Source organism: Actinomyces procaprae (genome assembly GCF_004798665.1).
GTDB lineage: Bacteria > Actinomycetota > Actinomycetes > Actinomycetales > Actinomycetaceae > Actinomyces > Actinomyces procaprae.
This window is the reverse complement of the sequence record NZ_CP039292.1, coordinates 1,669,655-1,695,081: the sequence shown is the minus strand read 5'-3', so window position 1 is coordinate 1,695,081 and position 25,427 is coordinate 1,669,655. Positions and strand designations below refer to the sequence as shown.

The 25,427-nt window shown below is 70.8% G+C and carries 18 protein-coding genes; 12 read left to right on the top strand and 6 right to left on the bottom strand.

Going from position 1 to position 25,427, the window contains the following annotated elements; translation table 11 throughout:
- Positions 1 to 17: 17 nt before the first annotated feature.
- The gene (locus E4J16_RS06760) at positions 18 to 875 is read left to right on the top strand and encodes a TrmH family RNA methyltransferase (RefSeq protein WP_240038416.1); all 858 of its coding nucleotides are present in this window, start codon (positions 18 to 20) and stop codon (positions 873 to 875) included.
- Between the two features lie 109 nt (positions 876 to 984).
- On the opposite strand, the gene E4J16_RS06755 is transcribed toward E4J16_RS06760, so the two are convergent.
- Positions 985 to 2,517, bottom strand: a complete 1,533-nt coding sequence (locus E4J16_RS06755; protein WP_136313593.1) for a DUF349 domain-containing protein — start codon at positions 2,515 to 2,517, stop codon at positions 985 to 987.
- A 213-nt stretch (positions 2,518 to 2,730) separates the two neighbouring features.
- Between E4J16_RS06755 and E4J16_RS06750 the strand changes: the two genes are divergently transcribed.
- The 4 genes from E4J16_RS06750 (at position 2,731) to E4J16_RS06735 (ending at position 8,627) form a co-directional block, all read left to right on the top strand.
- Positions 2,731 to 3,555: an MBL fold metallo-hydrolase gene (locus tag E4J16_RS06750; RefSeq protein WP_136194361.1), complete on the top strand. Its 825-nt coding sequence runs from the start codon at positions 2,731 to 2,733 to the stop codon at positions 3,553 to 3,555.
- 156 nt (positions 3,556 to 3,711) lie between these two features.
- Positions 3,712 to 5,133: a histidine--tRNA ligase gene (gene hisS / locus E4J16_RS06745; RefSeq protein ID WP_136313592.1), complete on the top strand. Its 1,422-nt coding sequence runs from the start codon at positions 3,712 to 3,714 to the stop codon at positions 5,131 to 5,133.
- Positions 5,134 to 5,136: 3 nt separating this feature from the next.
- Positions 5,137 to 6,900, top strand: a complete 1,764-nt coding sequence (locus tag E4J16_RS06740) for a dynamin family protein (RefSeq protein ID WP_136313591.1) — start codon at positions 5,137 to 5,139, stop codon at positions 6,898 to 6,900.
- Entirely contained in the window at positions 6,897 to 8,627 is a 1,731-nt protein-coding gene (locus tag E4J16_RS06735; protein WP_136313590.1) for a GTPase, read from the top strand. The genes E4J16_RS06740 and E4J16_RS06735 overlap by 4 nt, the downstream gene beginning before the upstream one ends.
- Here E4J16_RS06735 and E4J16_RS06730 read toward each other — a convergent pair.
- Positions 8,598 to 10,193 (bottom strand): cation:proton antiporter family protein, encoded by a 1,596-nt coding sequence (locus E4J16_RS06730; RefSeq protein WP_136313589.1) that lies wholly within the window; start codon positions 10,191 to 10,193, stop codon positions 8,598 to 8,600. The two genes, E4J16_RS06735 and E4J16_RS06730, sit on opposite strands and share 30 nt — an antisense overlap.
- A gap of 41 nt (positions 10,194 to 10,234) precedes the next feature.
- The gene (locus tag E4J16_RS06725; protein WP_136313588.1) at positions 10,235 to 12,616 is read right to left on the bottom strand and encodes a DEAD/DEAH box helicase; all 2,382 of its coding nucleotides are present in this window, start codon (positions 12,614 to 12,616) and stop codon (positions 10,235 to 10,237) included.
- Positions 12,617 to 13,446: 830 nt separating this feature from the next.
- On the opposite strand from E4J16_RS06725, the gene E4J16_RS06720 reads away from it, so the two are divergent.
- The 4 genes from E4J16_RS06720 (at position 13,447) to aspS (ending at position 18,275) form a co-directional block, all read left to right on the top strand.
- Positions 13,447 to 13,695: a hypothetical protein gene (locus tag E4J16_RS06720; RefSeq protein WP_136313587.1), complete on the top strand. Its 249-nt coding sequence runs from the start codon at positions 13,447 to 13,449 to the stop codon at positions 13,693 to 13,695.
- Positions 13,696 to 13,882: 187 nt separating this feature from the next.
- Complete coding sequence (locus E4J16_RS15690; protein ID WP_240038327.1) at positions 13,883 to 15,574, top strand: hypothetical protein; 1,692 nt, start codon at positions 13,883 to 13,885, stop codon at positions 15,572 to 15,574.
- 64 nt (positions 15,575 to 15,638) lie between these two features.
- Positions 15,639 to 16,397 (top strand): hypothetical protein, encoded by a 759-nt coding sequence (locus E4J16_RS06710; protein WP_136194367.1) that lies wholly within the window; start codon positions 15,639 to 15,641, stop codon positions 16,395 to 16,397.
- Between the two features lie 102 nt (positions 16,398 to 16,499).
- The gene (gene aspS / locus E4J16_RS06705) at positions 16,500 to 18,275 is read left to right on the top strand and encodes an aspartate--tRNA ligase (RefSeq protein WP_136313586.1); all 1,776 of its coding nucleotides are present in this window, start codon (positions 16,500 to 16,502) and stop codon (positions 18,273 to 18,275) included.
- Positions 18,276 to 18,354: 79 nt separating this feature from the next.
- On the opposite strand, the gene E4J16_RS06700 is transcribed toward aspS, so the two are convergent.
- The 3 genes from E4J16_RS06700 to E4J16_RS06690 form a co-directional block, all read right to left on the bottom strand.
- Entirely contained in the window at positions 18,355 to 19,902 is a 1,548-nt protein-coding gene (locus tag E4J16_RS06700) for a DUF6297 family protein (RefSeq protein WP_168709472.1), read from the bottom strand.
- Positions 19,899 to 20,603 carry an ABC transporter ATP-binding protein gene (locus tag E4J16_RS06695; protein ID WP_240038325.1) on the bottom strand — a complete coding sequence of 235 codons (705 nt, stop codon included), beginning with the start codon at positions 20,601 to 20,603 and terminating at the stop codon, positions 19,899 to 19,901. Before E4J16_RS06695 ends, E4J16_RS06700 begins: the two co-directional genes overlap by 4 nt.
- Positions 20,604 to 20,721: 118 nt before the next feature.
- Positions 20,722 to 21,786, bottom strand: coding sequence for a DUF4232 domain-containing protein (locus E4J16_RS06690; RefSeq protein ID WP_168709471.1), 1,065 nt, complete (start codon positions 21,784 to 21,786; stop codon positions 20,722 to 20,724).
- A gap of 187 nt (positions 21,787 to 21,973) precedes the next feature.
- Between E4J16_RS06690 and E4J16_RS06685 the strand changes: the two genes are divergently transcribed.
- From E4J16_RS06685 to E4J16_RS06675, 3 genes are all read left to right on the top strand, one after another.
- Entirely contained in the window at positions 21,974 to 23,257 is a 1,284-nt protein-coding gene (locus tag E4J16_RS06685) for an MFS transporter (RefSeq protein WP_136313582.1), read from the top strand.
- Between the two features lie 81 nt (positions 23,258 to 23,338).
- Positions 23,339 to 24,373 (top strand): NAD(P)-dependent alcohol dehydrogenase, encoded by a 1,035-nt coding sequence (locus tag E4J16_RS06680; protein ID WP_136313581.1) that lies wholly within the window; start codon positions 23,339 to 23,341, stop codon positions 24,371 to 24,373.
- A gap of 78 nt (positions 24,374 to 24,451) precedes the next feature.
- Positions 24,452 to 25,387 carry a helix-turn-helix domain-containing protein gene (locus E4J16_RS06675; RefSeq protein WP_204519966.1) on the top strand — a complete coding sequence of 312 codons (936 nt, stop codon included), beginning with the start codon at positions 24,452 to 24,454 and terminating at the stop codon, positions 25,385 to 25,387.
- Positions 25,388 to 25,427: the final 40 nt, after the last annotated feature.

The following is a 25,427-nucleotide window of genomic DNA, read 5'->3' as shown; positions in this document are numbered from 1 at the left end:
AAGGAGAGGACGTGAAGATGACCGGGAAGGCGGCCGAGTGCGGACACGGGGATGCCTTCGGGGGAGAGGTGCTGTCCGACAGGGCCGCACCGGCCGCGCAGCGGATCGCCGACCTGGCCAAGGCGGCCTCTAGCCCCAGCAAATCCCTACTCGTTGAGGACTCGGAGCCCCTGCTGAACGCCCTGCGGGCCGGGCTGCGCTTCTCCGACGTGTACGTGCTCGACTCTTCCCGCCCGCCCCGTGAGCTACTGGACGAGTGCTCGCGCCGACGCGTCCCCGTCACCGTCATTGCCGCCGCCCTGGCCACGGACCTGTTCCGCTCCGACAAGCGCCCAGAGATATTCGGCGTGGCCCGCGTACCCGCACCGGTGCAGCCCGAGGACTTACTGCAGGCCTCCGGCGACCTGCTGATCCTCGACGGGGTGCGGATCGTCGGGAACATCGGCGCGATCGCCCGCAGCGCCTACGCCTTCGGGGCCGCCGGGATCGTGTTGGTGGACTCCGGGCTGGCCTCCATTGCGGACCGCCGACTGATCCGTGCCAGCCGCGGCTATGTCTTCTCCCTGCCGGTGGCGCTGATGGATTGGGACGAGGCCCGTTCCCTGGCGGTGGACTTCACCCGCGCCGGCGGGCACCTGGCCGCGCTCGACGCCGGGGCGACGGGCTCCCTGGACCGGCTGTCGGCCTGGGAGGGACGACTGGCCCTGATCCTGGGGGCCGAGACCACCGGGCTGACGCCGCAGGCGCGGGCACTGGCGCAGGCGACTGTGAGCATTCCGATGAACCCGGCGGTGGAGTCGCTGAACGTATCCGTCGCCGCCGGCGTGCTGCTGCACCGCCGCGCCTGGCGCAACCTGGCCCCGGCTGCCCAGTAGCCGGCACCGAGCCGCAGTCCTGCGATGCGCGGCCCACAGCGCGACGGCGGGCCCCACCCTTGCGTGAGGGTGGGGCCCGCCGACGTCGTGGCCGAAGGTTCCGTGCGGATCAGGCGCGCGTGGTGCGGCGCACCTGGTCCAGCCAGGCCCTGCGTGCGGTGAGCGCAGCCTCTGCCTGCGCCTGCGCCTTGGCGTCGCCGGAGTCCTTGGCGGCGGCCAGGTCAGCTTCCAGCTCGGCGATGGAGTCCTCCAGCTGGCTGGCCAGGCCCTGGGCGCGGGCCTGGGTCTCCGGGTCGGTGCGGCGCCACTCGGCCTGCTCGGCGCGGCGCAGCGCATCCTCGACGGCGCGCATGCGTGCCTCCAGCCGCCGTACCGCGTTGCGAGGAACCCGACCGGCCTCGTCCCAAGCCTCCTGGATGGGGCGCAGCGCCTTGCGGGCCGCCTTGGGGTCCTTGATCGGCAGCAGCGCCTCGGCCTTGGCGGCGAGCTCCTCCTTGACCTTCAGGTTGCCGGCGTATTCGGCATCGGTGGCCTCATCCTTGGCCCGGCGGGCGTCGTAGAAGACCTGCTGGGCGGCGTGGAACCGCTCCCAAAGGGCGTCGTCCTCCTTACGGGAGGCGCGCCCGGCCTTCTTCCACTCGGCCATCAGCTCCCGGTAGCGGGCAGAGGTTGCCGCCCAGTCCGTGGACTTGGACAGCTCCTCCGCGCGCTTGATCAGCGCCTCCTTAGCGGCCTTGACCTTGGCCTGCTTGGCGTCGAGCTCGCTGAAGTACTGGCGCCGGTGACGGTCGAACGTGGTGCGGGCGTGGCTGAAACGCTTCCACAGGGCGTCCTCGGAGGGGCGGTCCAGACGCGGGCCGCGCCGCTGCGCCTCCTTCCACTGCTCCAGCAGGGTGCGCAGTTCCGCACCAGAGGACTTCCACTGGGTGCGGGCCGGGTCCTGCGCGGCCACGGCCTCGGCACGCTCGACGATCGCGGTGCGGTCCTTGAGCGCCTGCTCCTTGGCGGCGGCACGCTCGGCGGCGACCGCCTGGCGGCGCTCCAGCGCCACGGACTTCAGCGCGGCGAACCGGGCACGCAGCGCCTCCAGGTCGCCGACGGCGGCCGGCTCCTTGAGGGATTCGTCAAGGTTCTTGATGGTGGAGTCGATCTCCCTAACCGACAGGTGCGGCAGGCGGGCGGCGAACAGGTCAATGCTGGAGCTGAGGTCCAGGAATCGGCGCACGTAATAGGCCATGGCCTCGGCGATGGGGACGCCGGGGAACTGTCCCACCTCTCGCTCGGAGCCACCGTCCTGCACGAACACCCGGCCCTCGCCGTCGACCCGGCCCCACTTGGCCGCGTCCATGGCGGCCTCAGGGTCGATCTCCGGTTCCTGCGCTGCCGGCGCGGGGGAGTCGGTCGCCTGCACGTCGGTCTCATCGGCCTCGGTCGGCTTGCCCTCGCCGGAACCGTCCGGCGCGTCGGCGCTGGTGGGCGACGCCAGCGGTTCAGCAGCGGCGGCCTGCGGGGCTTCGGTGGCGGACTGCTCGTCGGCGGGCGACGCCGTCGAGATGGTCTCGGTAGCAGCCTGCCCGGTGGCGGCCGGGGGCTCCACGACGGGCGTGGTGGGCTCGGCCTGGGGCTGCGTCTGCTCAGTCATTGCGCTCCTTCACGGATCTGACGGGGTTGGGGCAGGTGATTCCGCCCCGTTCCGTTCACGTCCGGCACCGGGCCGGACGACGACACGCCGCCGGAGGGCGGCAGTTGAGGGTGAGCCTACCCGTCGGCAGGGTGAGGCGGAACCGCCGTACCGGCAGGCGAATCACCCAGCAGCGTAGCGAGGGGCGCGGGAACGGTCCGATAGCATGCCGTCATGCTCATCGAGCGCACACTTGCTGCCGTCTTCGGGTCCAACTGCTACGTTCTGGCTGCGGAGGCGGGCGGCCCCGCCCTGGTGGTCGACCCGGGTGTCGGCGCGCCCCGCGGCGCCATGGCGCTCCTGCGCTCCCACAATCTCACTCTCGGCGCGATTCTGCTTACCCACGGCCACGCCGATCATGTGTGGGACGCCCAGCGCCTGATCGACGCAGCGGTCACGGAGGGCCGTATCCACATGGGTGCGGCGGGTATGGCGGATTCCACGAGTGTGCCGGTCTACATTCCCCAGCCGGACCTGTATCGGCTCGACGACCCCGCGGCCACAACCGGGATCACCGTCGACGGCAGGTCATTCGCAGACCTTGCGGGTAGTTCCTGGTTGCGTCCGGTGGATGTGCGCCCCTTCCCGCAGGAGGGGTTCGGACGTGCCGTCGAGCTGGTGCCCGGCGTGGCCCTGCAGGCGGTGCCCGCACCCGGACACTCGGAGGGATCCACGCTGTTCTTCCTCAATGCGCGCCTGGGTGACAACCAGCTCCTCTTCGAGGCGGAGGTGCTTGACGATCCGAGCGATGTTCCGGAGCGCGACTACCTGGTGGCGCTGGACGGGGACGTCATTTTCAAGGGCAGCGTGGGACGCACCGATCTGCCCGGGGGAGACCAGTACCAGATGTGGGCGACGCTGCGGCTGCTGGCCAGTGCGGTTGATCCGGCCACGGTCCTGCTGCCCGGCCACGGCGCGGCCACGACCATGGCGCATGAGCACCATGCCAACCCCTATCTGGCTGAGGCCAAGGTCCGCGGCGGCGAGAGCGGTGCGTGAGCGCCGGTCGGGGCGGGCACGGCGCAGGACCCAGGGTGACCGGTGCGTGAGCGCCGGTCGGGGCGGGCACGGCGCAGGACCCAGGGTGACCGGTGCGTGAGCGCCGGTCGGGGCGGGCACGGCGCAGGTGCTCCCGGCCCTGGGCGGCATGACACAATGCGGCCCATGGCTCCAGCACAGGTCCGACAGGCGCAATCCTCCCTCTCCGGCTTCCCCGAGTGGCTTCCCGCAGCCCGCATCGTCGAGCAGCAGTTCATCGACACCCTGCGCCGCACGTTCGAACTGCACGGATTCAGCGGGATTGAGACTCGCGCCGTCGAGCCGTTGTCGGAGCTGACCCGCAAGGGCGAGACCAGCAAGGAGGTCTACCTGCTGTCCCGACTGCAGGCGGATCCAGGCGAGGAGACCACCGACCCGGCCAAGCAGCTCGGGCTCCACTTCGACCTGACGGTGCCCTTCGCCCGCTACGTGCTGGACAACGCCGGCACGCTGCACTTCCCGTTCAAGCGCTACCAGATCCAGAAGGTCTGGCGCGGCGAGCGCCCGCAGGAGGGCCGCTTCCGCGAGTTCATCCAGGCGGACATCGACGTCGTCGGGGATGGCGCCCTGCCGCTGTACCACGACGTCGAGATGCCGCTGATCATGCACGAAGCGCTGAGCGCGCTACCGATCCCCGCCGTCACCATCCACGTGTCCAACCGCAAGGTCGCCCAGGGCTTCTACCAGTCCATCGGCATTGCCGAGGACCTGCTCGCCGAGGTGCTGCGCGTGGTGGACAAGCTCGACAAGATCGGCGCCGGCCGGGTCGCCACCGAGCTGGTCGACGTCGTGGGCATCACCCCGGAGCAGGCCGACGCGGCCCTGCGGCTGGCCCAGGTCACGGGTGCCGACGCCGAGCAGGTGCGGCAAGGCGTCCTGGCCGCCCTGGACGGCGCCGACCCCAGTGAGCTGCTGGATCAGGGCCTGGATGAGCTGGCGGAGCTGCTGCGTTCCGCCGCGCGCCGCCGCCCCGGCGCCATCATCGCGGACCTGAAGATCGCCCGCGGCCTGGACTACTACACGGGCACCGTCTACGAGTCCTTCATGGCCGGGCACGAGGACCTCGGCTCGGTGTGCTCCGGCGGCCGCTATGACTCCCTCGCCTCCGACGGCAAGCGGACCTTCCCGGGTGTGGGAATCTCCATCGGACTGTCACGGCTGCTCGCCAGGGTGATCGGCGGCGGGATGCTGGAGGTGACGCGCGCCGTACCCACCGTGGTGCTGGTCGCGGTAGCCGATGAGGCGCACCGCGGAGCCTCCGACGCCGTCGCGGACGTGCTGCGCTCCCGTGGCATAGCCGCTGACGTGTCGCCGACGGCGGCCAAGTACGGCAAGCAGATCCGCTTCGCGGACAAGCGCTCCATCCCCTTCGTCTGGTTCCCCGGTGTCGACGGCGAACCCGATTCGGTCAAGGACATTCGCTCCGGTGAGCAGGTCAGCGCCGAGGCAGCCACCTGGATGCCGGGTGACGAGGCGGATCTCGCGCCCCGTCTGCACACGGTCGGCGACGCGGCTGGCCGCCCGGGCGAGCAGGGCTGAGCTATGAGCCTGCCCGCGGGAGCGGAGCCGACGCCCGGGGGCGCCGGGACCGCGCAGGCCGCCCTGAGCCGCCTGCAGGCGGACCTGACCGCATTCGCCCTGCCGTACACGCTGCCGGGCGCAGACGCGGCCGCGCGCAAGGCCAGGCTCGTGCATGACCAGCTCGGTGACTACGTCCTGCCCCGCCTGACCGCGATGGACGCGCCGCTACTGGCGGTCGTGGGCGGCTCCACCGGGGCCGGTAAGTCCGCGCTCGTATCCTCGCTGGTGCGTCGCCATGTGGCGGTGTCGTCCGCGATTCGTCCGACCACGCGCCGCCCCCTGCTGCTGCACGCCACCGGCGACGGCCCCTGGTTCGACGGCGAGCGCGTGCTCGGCTCCCTCGCGCATGTGCGCGTCGCTGAAGGCTCGGAGCCGACGGCCGCGGGAACGCGCACGCCCCGTGAGCTCGAGATCCGGACCTGCTCCGCCCTCCCGGAGGGGCTCGCGATCCTGGACGCGCCGGACGTGGACTCCGTCGTCGACGACAACCGCGAGCTCGCCGCCACCCTGCTGGCCGCCGCCGACCTGTGGGTCTTCGTCACTACCGCTTCCCGGTACGCCGACGCCGTCGCCTGGGAGCACCTGAGGTCCGCCGCCGCGCGGGACGTGGTCACCGCCGTCGTCCTGGACCGGGTGCCTGCCGGGGCCGACGCGGCCGTCGGCCGGGACCTGCGGCGGCGCCTCGACGCCGCCGGGCTGCGGTCTGCGCCCGTGTTCGTCATACCTGAGACCACATTCGACCCCGAGGGATTCCTGCCTGAGGAGCACGTCGCACCGCTGCGCCACTGGCTCGGCACACTGGCGGCCGATGCCGCGGCACGGCGTGGAGTAGCCCGCCGCACGCTGTCCGGTGCACTCGTCTCCGCCCTTGAGGACATGGACGGGCTCCTGAGCTCGGTGCGTGCACAGGAGGAGGAGCGCCGGCGACTAGCCGTAGTGACCAATGCGGTCCACGCCGAGGCCCGGGACAGGATCACGGCCGCAACGCAGGACGGCTCACTGCTGCGCGGCGAGGTACTCGCCCGCTGGCAGGAGCTGATCGGCACGGGCGAGTTCCTGCGGGGACTGCAGGTGCAGGTCTCGCGCCTGCGTGACCGCGTGACGGCGGCGGTGCTGGGGCGTCCCGCCCCGGCCCAGCGCGTCGAGGAGGCGATCGAGTCCTCACTGGCCCGCCTCCTTGTGAGCGAGGCGCAGCGTGCGGCCCTGGAGACGGAGCAGACCTGGAGACGTGCCGGCACCGTCGCGGACCCGTTGGCGGCGGCGCTGTCATCTCAGCCGACGCAGGCCGAGCGCGTGCGGCACGCGGAGCGGATCGTGCGGGACTGGCAGGGCGACGTGCTGAACCTGGTGCGCGCCGAGGGCGCGGACAAGCGCATGACGGCAAGGCTGCTGTCACTGGGGGTGAACGGTGCTGGGGTTGCGCTGATGGTCGTCGTGTTCGCCCACACCGGCGGTCTGACCGGCGTGGAGGTGGGGATCGCCGGCGGCACCGCCGTCGTGGCGCAGCGGCTGCTCGAGGCGCTCTTCGGCGATCAGGCGATGCGTGAGCTGGCCAGGCGCTCCCGCATCGCCCTCGATGAGCGGGTCGCCGCCTACCTCGACGAGCAGCGGGCCGTCTTCACCCGGGCGCTGCCGGATCCGTCCCCACCATCCGATCACCTGGTGGAGCATCTGCGGGAGCTCACCGTCACGGTCGGGCGGCTGACGGGGGATGGCGCGCAATGAGAACTATTCGGCGCACCCCGCCCGGCAGGCGCCGCGACGCCGCCGCAGAACCCCTCGCCGTACTCGCCCGCTTGACGCAGACCGGTGCGGGCCTGCTGCCCGCAGATCTTCTCGAGTCGGCGCACACCCTGCTGGACCGTGCCGGGCAACGTCGACTCGTTGCCCCCGGCGTCCAGGTGGTTGCGCTCCTGGGCGCTACCGGCTCAGGCAAGTCGAGCCTGTTCAACGCCCTGTGCGGGGCCGACCTCGCGCAGGTGGCGGTGACCCGGCCGACCACCACCCAGCCTTTGGCCGCGCTGCCGGCCTCTCCGTCACCCGAGGCCGACGGCGCCGCTGGACGGCTCCTGGACTGGTTGGAGGTGCGCGAGCGGGTCCGGCTGCCGCAGTCCCCCTCGTGGGGTCCGGCGGCTGTCGGCCTGGGGGACGGCGCAGTACTCCTGGACCTGCCGGACATCGACTCCGACGTCCGCAGCCACCGGGCCGTCGCCGAGCGCCTGGCCGGCCTGGTCGACGTGCTGGTGTGGGTCCTGGATCCGGAGAAGTACGCCGACGCAGTGATCCACAACGAGTTCATCGCGCCCATGGCCGAGCATGCCTCCGTATCCGTCGTCGCCTTCAACCAGGTGGATCGCCTGCACGAGGACGAGCGGGCCGCCGCCGTCGCGGACCTGAGGCGGCTGCTCGCCGCCGAGGGCCTGCACGACGTGGACGTCATCCCCGTCAGCGCCCGTACCGGGCAGGGCGTGCAGGAGCTGCGCGCCCGCATCCGCGCAGTCGCCGCCGCTGAGGACGTGATCGAGGCGCGCCTGGCCGCCGATGCGAGGGCCCTGGCGGCACTCGCGCGCGAGCGCATCGGAAAGCAGCCCGAGCCGGCCCACGCCGCCGATGCCACCACACCTGCGGCCCTTGAGGACGCCGCCTGCCGAGCGGTGGGAGTAGACCTTGTAGCCGACGCCGTCGGCACCTCCATGCGGCTGGAAGCCGGGCATCGCGTCGGCTGGCTGCCCCTGCGCTGGCTGTCCTACCTGCGCCGGGACCCGCTGCGGGCACTGCACCTGCGTCCGGACTCCAACGACCGCGGGGCGGTGCCATCCGCCGCGGCGCCGCGCACGTCCCTGCCAGCTCCGAGCGCGGCCGACGACGCCGCACTGCGGGCTGCCGTCCACATGTACACGACCGCTCGGATCGGGCGCCTTCCGGCAGTGGTTCAGGAGCGGGTCACAGGGCGTCTGGGAGCCGGGACCGAGCGGATCTACGACAGCCTCGACGCCGCCGTCGCCCGCACCGACCTGGAACAGACCTGCCGTCGCCCCCGCTGGTGGGGGGCTGCGAATGCCATGCAGGTGCTCCTGGCTCTGACCGCGCTGATCGGTGCCGGCTGGCTCCTGATGCTCCATGTCTTGGACCGCTACTTGCTGCTGCCGGTGAATCCTCCACGTTGGGGGCACGTGCCGTGGCCGACGGTCCTGCTGCTGGGCGGCCTCTTGCTGGGCCTGCTGCTGGCGGCGGCGGGCACGGTCATGGCACGCGTCGGTGCGGTGCGGCGCACCAGGCGCGTACGCGAGCGCCTACGACATGCGGTGACCGAGGCGCTGAATGAACTGCTGGGCACGCCCCTGGAGCAGGAGCTGGCTCGTTTAGAGGAGGTACAGGCGCTGCTGGACTCCCTGTGCGAGTCGGGGCGGAGCGCTCCCGGCTCAGGCGACGCCGGCGTCGGCTCCAGGTGAGGTGGGCCCGAGCCCCTCAGCCGCGCGCGCCAGCGCCTCGCCGGCGCCCTCGTAGAGGTTGATCACGACGTCAACACCCGCCGCCCGCATGGTGGCGGCCTCGTCGTCATAGCGGGCGATTGCGAGCACCCGGCCGTCGAAGTGCGAACGGTCCAGCCACTCCAGCACGTGCACGTTCGCCCCCGGCTCTGACATGGCCAGGACCACCGTGGATACGTGCACCGCCTCCAGCCGCTCCCAGAACTGCTGGTCGGTCGCGTCCGCCTCCATCACGTTGAATCCCTGCCGCGTCAGCTCCTCCACCTTGGTGGCGTCATTGTCGATGCCGAGCACGCCCGTCTCACCGTCGGCGTAGAGCCTCATGTACGTGGAGCGCCCGGCCCGGCCCATGCCGAACACGACGGTGCACACGCCCTCGAGGCTGACTGGCCGCTCATCGGGGTGCAGGGTGCTGACTGGCCGGTGGGGGAGCAGCGCGGACATCCACTGCACCAGGGCGGCCGGCTTGTGGTTGACCATGGCGGACACGACGAAGGACAGCGCCAGCGCCAAGGAGACGGCGGCCGGCCACTCACCGCCCAGCAGCCCGTGGTCGGTGGCCGTGCCCACAACAATGAGCGCGAACTCGCTGTAAGCGGTCAGGGCCAGGCCAGTGAGCACCGAGGTGCGTCGGCGCATCCCCAGAGCGCGCACCACCATGGTGTAGACGAGTGAGCGCACCGGCAGCAGGAGCAGCAGGGCACCGGCCAGGGCGAAGGCGGCGGTGCCGGGAACGCCGTCGAGGCCGATGGTGAGGAAGAACCCGACCAGCAGGAGCTCCTTTATGGTGAACAGAGCGCTCGCCAGCTCCTTGGCCGCGGGGTGGGACGCCAGCAGCGCCCCCATGATCAGGGCTCCCAGATCGCCGTCGACCCCGAGCAGGTCGAACAGCAGGTAACCGGGTAGCAGTGCCATGGACATGCCGAACAGTGCCCGCATCTCCCGGTGATCGATGCGGTCAAGCACCTTGCCGAACAGTCGGGATGCCGGCCACAGCAGCACCAGGGCGGCTGCCCAGGGGCTGGGCAGCCGCCCTGAGGAGACGGTCATATAGGCGACCGCGGCGATGTCCTGAAGCACCAGCACGCCAATGGCGATACGCCCGTACAGGGACCCGGAGTCGTCGCGCTCCTCCAGTAGCTTGACGACCACCACCGTTGAGGAGAAGGACAGCGCGAAGCCGACTGCGGCGACGCCACCGGGCGTGGAGGCACCGAGGTTCAGGCCCACCGCCAGCAGCGCCGCCACGACGGCCGTGCCCAGGAGGGTCAGCACCGCCATCACGATCACCGCGGTTCCCAGCACCTCCTTGCGTCGCAGCACGCGCAGATCGAGCTTCAGCCCGATCGTGAACAGCAGCACTGCGACGCCGAGGTCGCCCAGAACCTCCACGACGCCGAGGTTCGGCAGCGGCGAGGACCCGAGCACGAAGCCTGCCGCCAGGAACCCCACGAGCGGCGGTAGGCGCAGCAGGGTGGCGGCGAAGCCGAACACCACCACGGCAAGCAGGTACGCGGCTGGGATCATTCCCTCTCCTCTACTGTGCGGCAGGCTCCCCGGCCGCGGCGTTACCGCCCGTCGCGGCTACCGCGGAAACCGCCCTTGCGGCCACCGTCCCAGCCGCGGTTGCCCCAGCGACCGCTCCGGTCGTTCCTGTCATAGCGGCGGTCGTCACGGTCATAGCGCCGCTTGGAGCCGCCACGGTCGTAACGCCCGGAACCGCGGTCGTTGTTCCGCCCGCCTCGGAATCCGCCACCGGAGCGGCCACCGCGCTGACCGTCCCAGCCATGGCCGGGGCCCTCGTCCTCGCGGATGCGCAGCTCCCTGCCGGCGAAGGTGGCGCGGCGCATGCTCTCCAGCTGCTCCTCGCTCAACGGCGTGTGAATCTCAACCAGGGAGAAGGACTGAAGAATGTCGATCTTGCCGATGTCGGATCCCGAGATGGAACCCTCATTGGCCAGGGCGCCGACGATCGCCCCGGGAAGGACCCGGTCCCGGTGACCGACCTCGATGCGGTAGACGGTGCCGCTGCCCTCCTCGTGGCGGCGCCGCCCCCCGCGTCCGGCACCGGGCTTGCCGTCGAAGCGGTCTCCGCGGCGTCCGCGGCGGTCATCGCGGCCGCCCTCGAAGGACGCGGACACGAAGGAGCCGTCCTCGTCCAGTAGCTCCTCCCGGTTACCACGACGGGGACGTTCCCCATCGCCCCGGCGCCGCGGCCCCTCGTCGCCGACGGCGAGGGCGAGCAGCGTGGCGGCCAGGTCCTCGGACTCAACGCCCAGCTCCTCGCTCTTGGCGGCGACGAGTTCGGCGTACATGTCCAGGCGGCCGCGCTCGTAGCGCGCGGCAGCGCGGTCAAGCAGCTTGCCGGCGCGGTGCGCGGACACGTCCGCGGGGGAGGGGAGCGTGACCTCCTCCAGGCGGGTACCGGTCAGGTTCTCGATCTGGCGGAGCTTGCGCTTCTCCTTGGGGGTCAGGAAGGTGACGGCCTCACCGTGGCGTCCCGCGCGGCCGGTACGTCCGATCCGGTGCACGTATGCCTCCGCCTCGCGGGGCACGTCGAAGTTGACGACGAGTCCGATGCGGTCCACGTCCAGGCCGCGGGCGGCGACGTCCGTGGCCACCAGCACGTCGAGCGTGCCCGCACGCAGGCGCTCAACCAGCCGCTCGCGCTCGCGCTGGGGCACATCGCCGGAGATGGCGGCCGCCTGAATGCCGCGGCCGGCCAGCTCGATGGCCACGTCCTCGGCGGTGGACTTGGTCCGCACGAAGACCAGGGCGGCCTCGGCGTCGGTCACGGCCAGCACGCGCGCTGCGGCGCCGATCTTGTGGCGGAATGGCACCACGGCGTACGTCTGGTGCACGGTGTCGACGGTGGACGCCTGGCGGGAGACCTCCACGCGCACCGGGTCATCGAGGTGCTGCCGGGCGACCGCCTGGATGGCGGGCGGCATGGTGGCGGAGAAAAGTGCTGTGCGGCGCTGCTCGGGCAGGGACGCGGCGATTGTCTCCACGTCCTCGGCGAATCCCATGCGCAGCATCTCGTCGGCCTCGTCGAGCACGAAGTACTTCACGTCATCCAGGGACAGTGCGCCCTTCTCGATCAGGTCGATGACGCGCCCGGGTGTGCCGACGACAACCTGGGCGCCGTCTCGCAGCGCCCCGATCTGCGGACCGTAGGGGGCGCCGCCGTAGACGGCCACCACATCCAGGCCGCGAGACCGGGAGGCCATGTCGGTGATGGCCTCGGCGCTTTGCAGCGCCAGCTCGCGCGTGGGCGCCAGTACCAGGGCCTGTACCGCGCCGTCCCGGGCGTCGACGGCGTCCAGCAGTGGCAGGCCGAAGGCGGCCGTCTTGCCGGTGCCGGTCTGGGCGATACCGACGACGTCGCGGCCGGACAGCAGCACGGGAATGGCCTCACGCTGAATCGGCGTCGGACTTTCGAAGCCCATGTCCTTGACTGCCTTGAGCAGGTCGGCGGGCAGGCCCAGGTCGTCGAAGGTGATGTCCTCGGGGGCCCGTGCAGCCGCCTCGTCCACGTCGTCCTCCTCGGAGTCGACGAACGGCGTGTGCCCGTCGACCTCGTCCTCGGAGAGGTCTGCCTCGGGGTCGTCGGCGTCCTCCTCGTACGCGTCGGCTTCCTCGGGATCGGACTCCGGCAGGTTCAGGTCGACGTCGTCCGCCTCGTCCTCATCCTCCAGGCCCTCGGGGTCCTCGGGAGAGTCGGAGGACGCCGGGGTGTCGAAGGACTCCGCGGAGGGCGGCGAGACGAAGTCCGGACCATGAGGCGCGGCGACGTCCTCGTGGTCATCTTGGTTCTTGAAGTCACTGCTGGACGCAGCAGCAGGCGGGACGGTGCCCTCGATCTCGGCGCTGAAGAGATCATCAATGCCCAGAGGACCGTCCTGCGGGGTGTCGAAGGGCATAGAGGACCCGTTGGGGGTGGCTGTCATGGTGTTCTTCCCGTATCTGGTTCCGTAGTAGGGAACCGGTCGCGGAGTGTGGGGGAGGGCCGGATGGTCTCCGCTCTTGCCGCGCCGCACCCACCACACTTGCCCGGCACCCCGATTGGAATCAATATCGGGGGCCCAGGGGCTTCACGCACTTACTCACGGGATCACGCTCGGCACCGCGGTAGTCAGCGGCTGAACGAGCCGTGAACGGGGCTCACAGCACGGATCACTCCGGCCGACCAGTTTAGGGCATGCGGCCGCGGTTATGCGACGCCAAGTCCCCTGTGCGCAACAGTTCACACGTGAATCAGGTCTCGTGCCGCTGCGTCCGACCGCTTGTGGTGGTGCGGTTCGCGGATGGGGCCGGATGGGAACCGCATGTGGCCCCTGGGTCCCGCATATCCTCGGTGAAGTGTGGCTCGGTCCCCAGCTGCAGCAATGGTTCACATCCTCGAGACCTTCGATGCGATAGTGAGACTTATGCGGTGAAAACCCCGCCGACCTGTCTTGTTCGCCCGGGTATTCCTTGCCATCCCGGAAGAAAACCGGCGTGGCTCGGTCGGTGCGGGCGGGGGATTCGGGGTCCTCTGCGCGGGTGACACCCCGCACGCTCCCGGCATTTCAGTGTTGCTTAGGCAAATTGGGCGATACCATCGAGGTGCGTTGGGCCCGACCCACACGCATAACTCCCGAGCTCCCCGAAAGCCCTGTGTTCGAGGCTCCCGAGGCTGCTTGAGAGCGCATGCGGGTTAAGTCCAGCGCCACCGTGACCGTGCCTGTGCCGCAACGGTTCCCCAACAGACCAAGGCCAACAGACGAGCTCCGAATCCATGACCCAACTTCCGCGCCACGCCAAGGTGACCCGCATCGCCCGCAGACCTGTGCTGCGAGCCGTGTCCGTCGTGCCCGCAGTGCTTGGACTGATCCTGGCGACGTCCGTCGGGATGGGCGCCGTGGCCTCCGCCGACCACTGGCTGCCGACCGCAATGGCGGACGAGCGGGCTACCGCCACCCCCTCCGCGACCGCCACCGCCGAGCCGCGGACTGCTGCCGGCTCCCCCGGAGGACGTCTCAGATGACTCCGCGGCGAGCAGCGAGTCGACGCAGGCAACGCTCCCGCAGGGAGTTCCCGCACAAACCGGTGCCCTGGAAGAGGCCGTAACGGAGGCTGATGCGACGACTTCCGCGGCGCCTGAGGAGTCGGCGCCGACCGCCACGGGAGCCGATGACGCCGCCGCGGCAGAACCGGACGGTGACGCGGCGGGCATGCGCGTTCAGGTGCAGGATGCGGACTCGGTATACGTCTCCTCCAGCAGCACCGACAGGCCACTGCTGATGTTCTTCGGCTGGGAGGATGAGACGGGGCGGCCGCTCGGATCGCAGGGATCCGTGACCACCCCGGTTCAGATTCGCCTGGTCAGCGAGTCGGGCTCCTCCCAGTCGGCCACGATCTACCCGTACTTCACCAACGGACGCTCAAATTACGGGCTGCCGCTGTGGCCGTTCACGCAGGCGATGGACCCTCATGTGGGCCGCTACAACATGCAGTGGCGCCAGCCGTCCGCTCCCGAGTGGCAGACGGTCGATACCTTGACCATCGATGTGCGACTGCCCGAGGCCACCGCTGGCGCGACCTTGAGCTACGTCGACGGCGCACTGGTCGGAACCGGCTGGGCATTCGACCGGAGCGTGAACATCGCCGGCACCTTCAAGGTCGCACTCGACGTGACCGACGCCGCCGGAAACACCAGCACGGTGAACGTGCGCGCCAGATTCCTCGGCGACCACTTCGTGGTCTCCGCAGCGGCGCTCGAGTCCGTCGGAGTGCGCCTGGCAGTCGGCTACACCGTCTCGGCCAGGCCCACAAGCGTTCAGGGCGTTCCTGGCGGTGACGTCATCTCGGTGCATATCGGGGAGTCCGGCGAGGGCTCCCAGACACCGCAGCCGACTGAGCAGCCGACACAGCCCGACGACTTGGACCCGACGGCCGAACCCACGCCGGGGCAGTCCGCCGAGCCCTCTGCGCAGCCCCATCCGACTGCCGCCGGCGAGCCCTCGCAGTCCAGCGCCGCACCCACGTCGGAGGCGACTGCGACCACGGATACCGGGCACACCGCAGCCCCGACCGGCGAGGCGACTACCGCTCCATCCGCGCCCGCGGCCCCCGCGGCGCAGCCGACGGCCGTGCAGACCCCGTCGGGCTCGGGCACCACCGGCGGTGGTACCGGGCAGGTCCCGTCCACCGGCTCCTCGACCGCGGCCGCCCGGCCCACGGCTGCGCCGACGAGCTTCGAGGTCCTCAACGAGGGCGTGGAGATCGATCCGCTCATCGTGCAGGAGACCAACACGCCGTCGGGCACTTCGCCGACGACGCCTGCCGCACATGCGGATCAGCCCGCGGCGGAGCCGGCGTCTCAGCCCGCTGAAGGGGCCGACTCGGATAGCGGCGCCCGCCCCAGCATGGCACCGGCGTCGCCGGTGCAGGACGCCAACGAGCTCGGACCCGACAACGCCGGATCCCTTTCCGGGACTCGGCAGGGAGTGACCATCACACTGATCTTCCCCTCAGCCAAGGTGCACGAGGGCGACTGGGTCGCCGTCTTCGTCTTCCCCGGCGCGACAACCGCGGGCTGGGTGCAGGTCGGCGCCGATAACTCGGTTTCGGTAGACATTTCCGCCCTTGATCCGGGCAGCTACAAGATCGCCGTGGCTGACCGCGACTCCGAGCTGCTCGGATGGGCGCAGCTCGAGATCGCGGGCACTACCGATGTGCAGACGGACAACGGGGCCGGTGTCACCCTGATCACGGGCGAGGACCTGACGGACGACGGCGGGTTGGGCCCTGACGGTTGGAAGCTCGTCTCCGCGGGCCTGCTGCTGGTACTGGGGGCCACGTCATTCATCATGCTCGCGTTCCCCGGTCTGCACGGCAACGGAACGCGAATCACTCGCCGATAACGTGTATGCTGGTTACGGCCGCGTAACGGGAGGAGGGAGCTTGCTACAAGGGCTGCGGATCGTCATGTCGCGCATTCTCAGGGTGCGCGGCCGGGTCGCCGTGCCCGCGGCGCTGCTCACCGTGATGCTGGCGGTGCTGCCGGTAACGGGCGCGCGCGCCGACTCGGTCATGGGCGGCTCGACCACCGGAACCGCGTCCACCGTAGGCCCTTCCACGATCGCCGTTGGGGGGACGCTCACATACACGCTCTCCGGCTTCCCGGGTGGCGCCGTGGTCGAGATTCTCATCGACGACGGCGACCGCGCGCCGGAAGGTGAGCCGACAGCGATCGGTGAACTCACCGTCGGTGATGACGGCGCCTACTCCGGGTCGGTCGAGCTGCCCGGCTATGTCACCAAGGGCGTGCACTGGCTGCGCTTCCGGGTGACGGAGGGCGAGGACATTCCGACCAATGCCGTCCGCACTCTCGACTACACCAACAAGAGCCCGTACTTCACGGTCGCCGATGTGACCATTATCGGTGGCGAGTCGCCCTCCGTGCCGACGCCGCAGCTCACCGAGGACACCTCCCCGTCCGCCAGCGCCTCCGCGACGCAGACCGCCACCGCGCCCGCAGCGGCCGGCGGGCCGGCGGCGGCAGCGGCCGGCGGGTCGGCGGGATCATCATCGGAGGGAAGCTGGGCCGCGGCATCATTGCCGGTAGTAACCACTGTCCTGTTCGCGCTCGGAGCAGTGCTGCTGGTGCTCGCGGTCGTGGTGCTGATCGAGCGTCGTCGCTTGTCCGCCTACGAGCGCGAGCTCGAGTACGTCACGAGGCGCTGAGGCGCGACGCCACCGGCGTAGTATCGCCGCGGCGCCCGCCCGTCTCGCGGTGCGCCCCGCCGGGCGCCGGCTCAGCGCCCCCAACGGAAGGAACACAGCACCGTGATGCGAACCCGCGATGCAGGCACACTGCGCGCCGCCGATATCGGACAGGTCGTCACCCTCGCCGGTTGGGTCGATCGCCGCCGCGACCACGGCGGCGTCGCCTTCATCGACCTGCGCGACGCCTCGGGCATCGCCCAGGTGGTGATCCGTGAGGAGGTCGCCCACGACCTGCGCGCGGAGTACGTGCTCAAGGTGACCGGTGAGGTATCGGCACGCCCGGAGGGCAACGCCAACCCCAACCTGCCCACCGGGGAGATCGAGGTCGTCGTCTCCGACGTCGAGATCCTGAACCCGGCCGCGGCGCTGCCGTTCCAGGTCTCCGACCACGCCGAGGACTCCGGCCAGGTGGGGGAGGAGACCCGCCTGAAGTACCGGTACCTCGACCTGCGCCGCAGCCCCATGCAGCACTCCATGCGGCTGCGTTCCAAGGTCTCCCAGGCGGCTCGGCGTGTCCTGGACTCCCACGACTTCGTGGAGATTGAGACGCCCACGCTGACTCGCTCCACGCCCGAGGGCGCCCGCGACTTCCTGGTCCCCGCCCGCCTGGCACCGGGATCCTGGTACGCCCTGCCCCAGAGTCCTCAGCTGTTCAAGCAGCTGCTCATGGTGGCCGGCATGGAGCGCTACTACCAGATCGCCCGCTGCTATCGCGACGAGGACTTCCGGGCCGACCGCCAGCCGGAGTTCACCCAGCTGGACGTCGAGATGAGCTTCGTGGACCAGGAGGATGTGATCGCCGTCGCCGAGGACATCCTGCGCGAGGTGTGGTCCCTGATCGACTACGAGCTGCCCACCCCGATTCCGCGCATTACCTATCGCGACGCCATGGAGCGCTACGGCACCGACAAGCCCGACCTGCGCTTCGGACTCGAGCTGGTGGACCTGACCGACTTCTTCAAGGACACCACCTTCCGCGTCTTCCAGAACCCCTATGTGGGTGCCGTCGTCATGCCTGGTGGGGCCTCACAGTCCCGCCGCACCTTCGACGCCTGGCAGGAGTGGGCCCGCCAGCGCGGAGCCCGCGGCCTGGCCTACGTCACGGTCGGAGAGGACGGCACCCTCGGCGGGCCGGTCGCCAAGAACATCACCGACGCCGAGCGTGCCGGCCTCGCCCAGGCCGCCGGGGCCAAGCCGGGTGACTGCATCTTCTTCGCCGCCGGCACCGTGGACGCCTCCCGGGCCCTGCTGGGCGCCGCGCGCCTGGAGATCGGCAAGCGCTGCGGCCTGATCGACGACGATGCCTGGTCCTTCGTGTGGGTGGTGGACGCGCCCCTGTTCAAGCCGTCGGCCGAGGCCAAGGCCGAAGGTGATGTGGCCCTGGGCAAGTCCGCCTGGACGGCCGTCCACCACGCCTTCACCTCACCCAAGCCGGAGTGCCTGGACACCTTCGACACCGACCCCGGTTCGGCGCTCGCCTACGCCTACGACATCGTGTGCAACGGCAATGAGATCGGTGGCGGCTCCATCCGTATCCACCGCCGCGACGTGCAGGAGCGCGTCTTCAAGGTCATGGGGATCGGGCCGGAGGAGGCGCAGGACAAGTTCGGCTTCCTGCTGGACGCCTTCAAGTTCGGAGCCCCGCCGCACGGCGGCATCGCCTTCGGCTGGGACCGTATCGTGTCCCTGCTGACCCACGCGGACTCCATCCGCGACGTCATCGCCTTCCCGAAGTCCGGTGGCGGCTACGATCCGCTCACCGACGCACCCGCGCCGATCACACCCGAGCAGCGCAAGGAGGCCGGCGTCGACGCCGTCCCCGAGCAGGAGGACTGACCGGAGCGGCCGCGGGCCGGTATTCGAGTGAGACGGCGGGCGGGGACAGGAGAGCCCCGCCCGCCGTCGGCCGCTAGGACTATGCCCGTCGGCCGGTCAGCAGTCCCCAGGTGACCACGGCGCCGCTGGCGACCAGCTGCACACCCAGCAGCCGAGGCGTCGCCGGCACTCCCAGGGCCAGCAGCGCGGTCGGCAGCCCGGCGACGGCGGCGGCATCGGGACCGGAGACCAGCATCTCCACCGCACCCGGCGGCAGGGAGCCGACCGGGGAGGCGACCAGCCCCAGTGAGAAGTCCGGGGTGGGTCGGAACCCGGAGCGCAGCGCCGCCCCCGCCCAACCACAGCCGGCCGCCACCACCAGGCCCACGGCCGCCCACGCCTGCCCGGCCGACTCGGGAGCTCGCCCGGAGGCGACCAGCTGTGCGGCAACCACCGCGGCGGTCCAGGCGATCATGATCGCGGTCGGCACCAGCAGGTGCCCGCACCGCACCCGGACCGGCCCCATCGGCCAGGAGGCGTCCGCCCCGCCGTCGAACCAGGCGCGCCGCGCGGGCTCTGCGAGCGCCAGGACTGCGAGCCAACCGCCGACCAGGTGAAATACGACGGCGCCGACCGCGCCCACGCCGCTGGAAAACAGGGGAAACACCGCGACGATCCCGCCCGCCAGCAACTGCAGTGCCCGCCGCGGCTGACGCCACAACAGGAGGCAGTCCGCCTGAGCCACCCCCAGCAGCGGGCGCAGTCCCGGAGGCAGCCGGAGGGCGAGGCGGGCGAGCGGCAGACGGGAGGATGCGGCCGGACGGCGCACCGGGGCGGACAGCAGACGTCCCAGCGCGCGTGTGTCCAGCGACAGCAGGGATACCTGTACCCCCAGATTGCGGGCGGCCACCTCCAGCAGATGCGCATCCGGGATTTCGACCAGGCGAACGCGCAATCTCCACCACCACACTGCGGCCGCCAGACCCGTCCCGAGGCCGAGTGACACGAACAGGCCCCCGGGCACCCGGCTGGGCGAGGGGGCCCCGAGCGCTCCGGCGCTCAGCGCGATCACCGCCGCGCCCAGCAGTGTCCTCCTGACCGCGGGAAGGCCGGCGTCAACCACCTGGGCGCGCACCAGGGCCACGAGCAGCAGTGCCCCGCAGGCGCCTGCGAGCAGGACCATCCCGGTCGCCGTGATCGCGCCGGCGCCCGCCATCACCGCCAGCAAGAGCCCGGCGCCACCACCGGCCGCGACCGCCACCGCCGCCTCCGCCCACGCCACCGGTTCCAGCAGGCCGCGCCGGTCTCCGGGCATGTTCAGCCACCAAGCGGCCTCGTAGGTTCGCAGAAACAGCGGGCCCAGTCGCCGCAGCGGCTCAACGAGCATCCCCGCCAACAGGAGCAACAGCACCAGCACCGCCCACGTCGGATCCATGCCGATGGTCCCGCGTATCGGCGTCGTCCCGGTTCCGAGTCGTCCAAGGTAGGGCGCCGCCAGGGCGGCCAGGATTGCGGCCGCCAGGACGGCGTCATAGATGTCGCCAAGCAGCGCCCAGGGGCTGCGCGTGCGGGCGGTATGCGCACGCACCCAGCGGCGCAGTTCCCGCCCCGCAGGCAGTTTGCGGGCGTGGTGATCGGCCGGGCTCACAGTGCGCCCTCGGTGATGGCACGCACGCCTTCGGAAACGCCAAGCAGGCGGGTGCCTGTACCCACCAGCAGCACCGCGGTTGCAGCAGTGCGCACGAAGTCGGCGTCGTGGCAGGCGAGCAGCACCCCGATTCCCGCTTCACGCTCGGCCACCACGCGGCGGGCGAGGGCCCGGCGGGTGACGTGGTCCAGGCGCTGCTCCGGCTCATCCAGTACCAGCAGACGGCGCGGCCGGGCCAACACCGCCGCCAGGGCCAAGCGGCGCCGCTGCCCCGAGGACAGCTCATCGGGCAGAGCATCCGCCAGCTCCGCCAGGTCGAACTCATCCAGAAGCTCGGCGGCGGTGCGCTCCGGTGCGGGGGAGGAGTGCCCGTAACAGACCAGGGCGAGATGCTCGGCCACGGTCAGGGTGGGAAAGAAGGACTCCTCGCCCAGGTCGCGGGCCACGGCCCGGCGCTGCACGGCCGAGCGTGGATCGGGGACACGTCCCAGCAGTGTGACCTCACCGTCGACGGGTGGCAGCAGTCCCAGGCAGGTGCGCAGCAGGGTGGACTTGCCGGCGCCATTGACACCGGCCAGCGCCAGCACCTCACCGGGGCTAAGGGTGAAGGTCGCCGGAGCACACACCGCGTGTTCGCCATAGCCGACGCTCAGGTCACGGGCAACAACCAGCGCCTGGCCGCTCACAGCGGGTGCGCGCATCCCGGGCATCTTGGTCCTCCTCGACCCTAGCGGTTGTCCTCGATGCTACCGGCCCTACGCCGTGTCGTAGAAGAGGGCCGTCCACCTCGCCGGCGCAGAACACGACCTCGGGGTGCGGCTATTCATGCTCCCACGGAGAGATCAGGACGAGACTGCCCTCGGGGATCGTCAGGTCGTGGGCGGTGCCCCACTCCTCGTACCTGGGGTCGGGGTCCTTCGTGACCGCCTGGCGGCCGAGTGCCGTCGTCACCTCCAGGTGGGTGCCGACGGCGCGGGTGTGGTCGTTGTCCCACCGGAGTGTGGCAACCGCCCGTACCCCCGGACCGATCTCTACCGCGCGCGGGTCCTGAACGCCCGGCGAGGTCGAGTCCCGGGTATCCACATGCACCACGGCGACCTCGACGTCCCGGTCCTGCTCGTCAAGAACGACGACGGCGGGCCAACCGGATACCAGGCAGGCGGTCCTGGAGTCGTTCTGCACGGCGATTACGGCGGTGACGTGTCCGCCCAGCGCGGCATGGCCCGATATGCGCCAGTAGCTCAGCTCAGCGGGGTCGCAGTCCTGAACCGAGGAGGAGATGGGAACGACGTCGCCGTTTCCAGTGAGCTCAGGGATGGTCATCTCCTGGGCCCGGGCCAGAGCCGCGGGGTCAGGGGACTCGGCGTGCTCATACAACCATGACAGGCCATGCGGCGTGGCCATCACGATCACCAGTGCCAACAGCGCCAGCACGCGGGCGGACGCTCGATGCGCGCCGCGCCGAAGACGAAGAGCCGCCAGCGCCAAGACCACGGCACTCGCACTCAACAGGACGAGGCCCCCGGCCGCCCAGGGCCACCAGCCCGGACTCATGGGCACCCGCGCCAACACCTCGCCGCCGGAAGTGACGATGTCACATGAGGAGAAGAACCACGCCTCGTGGGCCCGGACGGCAATGGCCGGGTGCTCCAGCACGTAGGCGCACCGGTAATCGGCGTCCTCGGGGTCGAAGGCGGTCGTGGGCATGCTCAGGCCCGCCCACAGCAGCGCTACCGGTGTCAGCAGCGTGGCCGCGATCCCGGCCAGGTGCGCCACGATGGGCAACCAGTTCCGCCAGGGCCAGGTGAGCGCCCGCCACCACCAGGGCCTGCGGGCGGTAGGAGCGGCGTGTGGCGCACCCGCGGCGGGTTCTGTGCAGGACAAGACGAGCACCCCCCTCAAGCAGCCTGGACCGATGCTACCGGGCAGGTCGGCCCGCGCGCCGCAACACCGGCTAAAAAAGTACCGGTGCCCGGCATCGACGCCGGAAGACCGCCGTGCGCGCCCGGGGCGATGCTTTAGCCAGCAACCGCGGAATGAGCCGCGGCACCTACACGACGGAGTGGAACCCATGCGCCTTGCACCCCCACGGATCCTGATCCCAGGGCTCATCGCCATCGCCATCTTCATGACCGGCGACGGCTTCGAGCTGACCTTCCTGTCCAAGTACCTCGTCTCCCTGGGCTTCGCCGCGACCCAGGCGTCAACGGTCATCACCGCCTACGGCCTGATGGCCGCCCTGGCCGGCTGGGCCTCCGGCGTCCTGGCGGAGACCTTCGGGGTACGCCGGATCATGCTCATCGGCGCCGGGCTGTGGGTCGGCCTGCACCTGCTGCTCGTCGGCGTGGCGATCCCCTCGGGCATCTACCCACTGATCCTGGTGATCTACGCCTGCCGCGGCCTGGCCTACCCCCTGTTCATATACTCCTTCGTCGTTTACATCACCCAGAAGGTGGCACCGGCGTCCCGCGCCTCCGCCATGGGCTGGTTCTGGACCGCCTACTCCATCGGCGTCGGCTGCCTCGGCTCCTGGATTCCTGCCCGGACCATCAACTTCATCGGCGAGCGGGGCACGCTGTGGTTCTCCCTGGCCTGGACCATCACCGGTGGCCTGCTCTGCCTGCTGTTCGTGGGCCGCGGAGAACCTCAGCCCGAGCGCGGGGACCTGGGTGACACGCTGCGTCAGCTGTCGGTGGGCGTCACCATCCTCGGCACCAACCGGGAGGTGGCCCTGACGGCGATCGTCCGCGTCATCTGCAACCTCAGCCTCTACGGCTTCCCGGTGATCATGCCCCTGTACCTGACCACAGCCGGCTACGGCGAGGAGTGGTTCACCATGCCGCAGTTGATGACGATCTGGGGCATCCAGTTCGCCGTCACCGTCTTCGGCAACCTCTTGTGGGGCTGGATCGGCGACCGCTACGGATGGATGCGGCAGATGCGCTGGTACGGGTGCTGGTTCTGCGCCGTCGCCACCCTCGGTTTCTACTACGTGCCCCAGTTCCTGGGCGGCAACATGATCGCCCTCGGTGCGGCCGCCGTCCTCCTGGGCATGGGCGTGACCGCCTTCGTCCCCATGGCCGCCGTATTCCCCGCCCTGGCCCCCGAACACCGCGGGGCCGCGATCTCCGCCAACAACCTCGCCTCCGGCCTGACCACCTTCGTCGGCCCCGGGCTGGTCACCCTGCTGCTGCCGCACATCGGCGTCGCCGGAGTGTGCTGGACCTACACCGCCCTGTACCTGCTGGGCTCCCTCATCACCGTGTTCATCCACCCCGACCAGCCCGGCTTCGACCGCAATGGGCGGCGCCTGCCGGAGACCGCCGACCGACCCGTCGCGGAGGTGGCCGCCTGAACCCACCGAATCGCCGACCATCCTTAAACCCGCTCACCACCACCAAGTCACCGCAACCAACCCACGAGGAGAAGAAAAGACATGAAGGCTGTAGTTCTAGAGAAGCGCAATGAGATCAACGTCCGTGAGGTCCCCGGAGACCTCGTCTGCGGCCCCGGCCAGCTGCGCATCGCCCCGCACACCGTCGGCATCTGCGGCTCGGACGTCCACTACTACACGCACGGCCGCATCGGCCGCTACGTCGTCGAGGCGCCGATGATCCTCGGTCACGAGGCCTCCGGAACCGTGCTGGAGGTGGGCGAGGGCGCCACCGACTTCACCGTCGGCGATCGCGTGGCCATGGAGCCGGGGGTGCCGGACATGAGTTCGCGGGCCTCCCGCATGGGCATGTACAATGTCGACCCCGCCGTCTCCTTCTGGGCCACCCCGCCGGTGGACGGCTGCCTGGTAGAGGAGGTCATCCACCCGGCCGCCTTCACCTACCACCTGCCCGACAACGTCACCTACGGGGAGGGCGCCCTGCTCGAGCCGCTGGCCGTCGGCATGCACGCGGCCACCAAGGCCGCCATCCACCCCGGCGCCGTCGCCGTCGTCTCCGGCTGCGGCACGGTCGGCATGCTCACCGCCGCCGCGGCGCTCGCCGGCGGCGCCTCCACCGCCATCGTCTCCGACGTCTCCCCGGTCAAGCTGGAGATCGCCTCCCAGATCCCCGGCGTGGTCACCGTGGACCTGCGTGAGCAGCGCCTGCTCGACGTCGTGAACGAGCGCACCGCCGGCTGGGGCGCCGACGTGGTCTTCGAGGCCTCCGGCCACCCGTCCGCGTACGAGGACCTGTGGAAGCTGGGCGCCCCCGGCAACCGCACCGTCCTGGTGGGCATCCCCGTGGACCCGATCGCCGTCGATGTCACCGAGGTACAGGCCCGCGAGACCCGCATCGAGACCGTCTTCCGCTACGCCAACGTCTACCAGCGCGCCATCGACCTGGTGTCCGCCGGCAAGATCAACCTCAAGCCCTTCATCACCGACACCTTCCCGATGGACCGCGCCGAGGAGGTCTTCGACCGGGTGGCCGAGGGCCGCCCCGGCGACGTCAAGCTCCAGATCACGGTCGGCTGACCCGGGGCCGCAGCCGTGCAAAGGGCCAGCCACCGCAACCGGCGACGGGCCGGTGGGCAGGGCACGCACAATGAGCGCGTGTCCTGTCCACCGGTCCGCCCCGGCATGCCCCCACGCCCCCTCACCCCGGGCGTCGAATCCGCGCCGGTGGCGAAGGCTGACGTCGGCGACCTGGAGGTCATCGTTCCCGACGTCGGCACCTCGGTGCGCTGGTGGACGCACGGTTACCCCGACCCGCTCGCCCGCTGGCACCACCACCCCGAGATCGAGTTCCACCTGATCCGCTCCGGCTCCGGGCAGATGCTCGCGGGCGACCGCACCATCGACTTCGACGCCGGACAGGTCACTCTGATGGGGCCGCACCTGCCGCACAACTGGCTCTCAGACCTCGGCCCCGGCGAACGCCTGCCCGACCGCGACGTACTGTGCCAGGTGCTGCCCGCGCGCTTCGCGGCGGCTTCCGGGCAGCTGCCCGAGCTGGCGGTCATGGGCACGCTGGTCGACCGCGCCCGCCGGGGCATCATGCTGTCGGGGGACAGCCGTGAGCGGGCGGCCGCGATTCTGGAGAACATGGGCGGTCAGGACCCGCTGGGGCGGCTGGCGGCGTTGCTGGAACTGGCCCGCGTCTTCCTCACCGCCCCCGCCGCGGAGGCGCACCCGATCGCGAGCGCCGGCTACGTGCCCAGCCTCGACGACTCCACCGCCGCCCGAATCAACGCCGTCCTGGACTATGTGGAGTCCCATCTGGCTGAGGACGTCTCCATGACCCGGGCCGCAGAACTGGTGGCACTCAGCCCCTCGGCCTTTTCCCGGTTCTTCCACGCCACCGCCGGGATCACCTTCTCCGAACTGGTGCGGCGGCGTCGCATAGCGCGGGCCTGCCACCTCCTGCGCACCACCGACCTGCCGGTGGCCCGGGTATGCGCACTGAGCGGCTACACCAACCTGTCGAACTTCAACCGGCGGTTCCGGGAGGAGACCGGCACCACCCCCAGCGCCTACCGCCGCCACTGAGTGCGTCTGCCGCGGCCCACCCCACAGAGTGGCACACGAC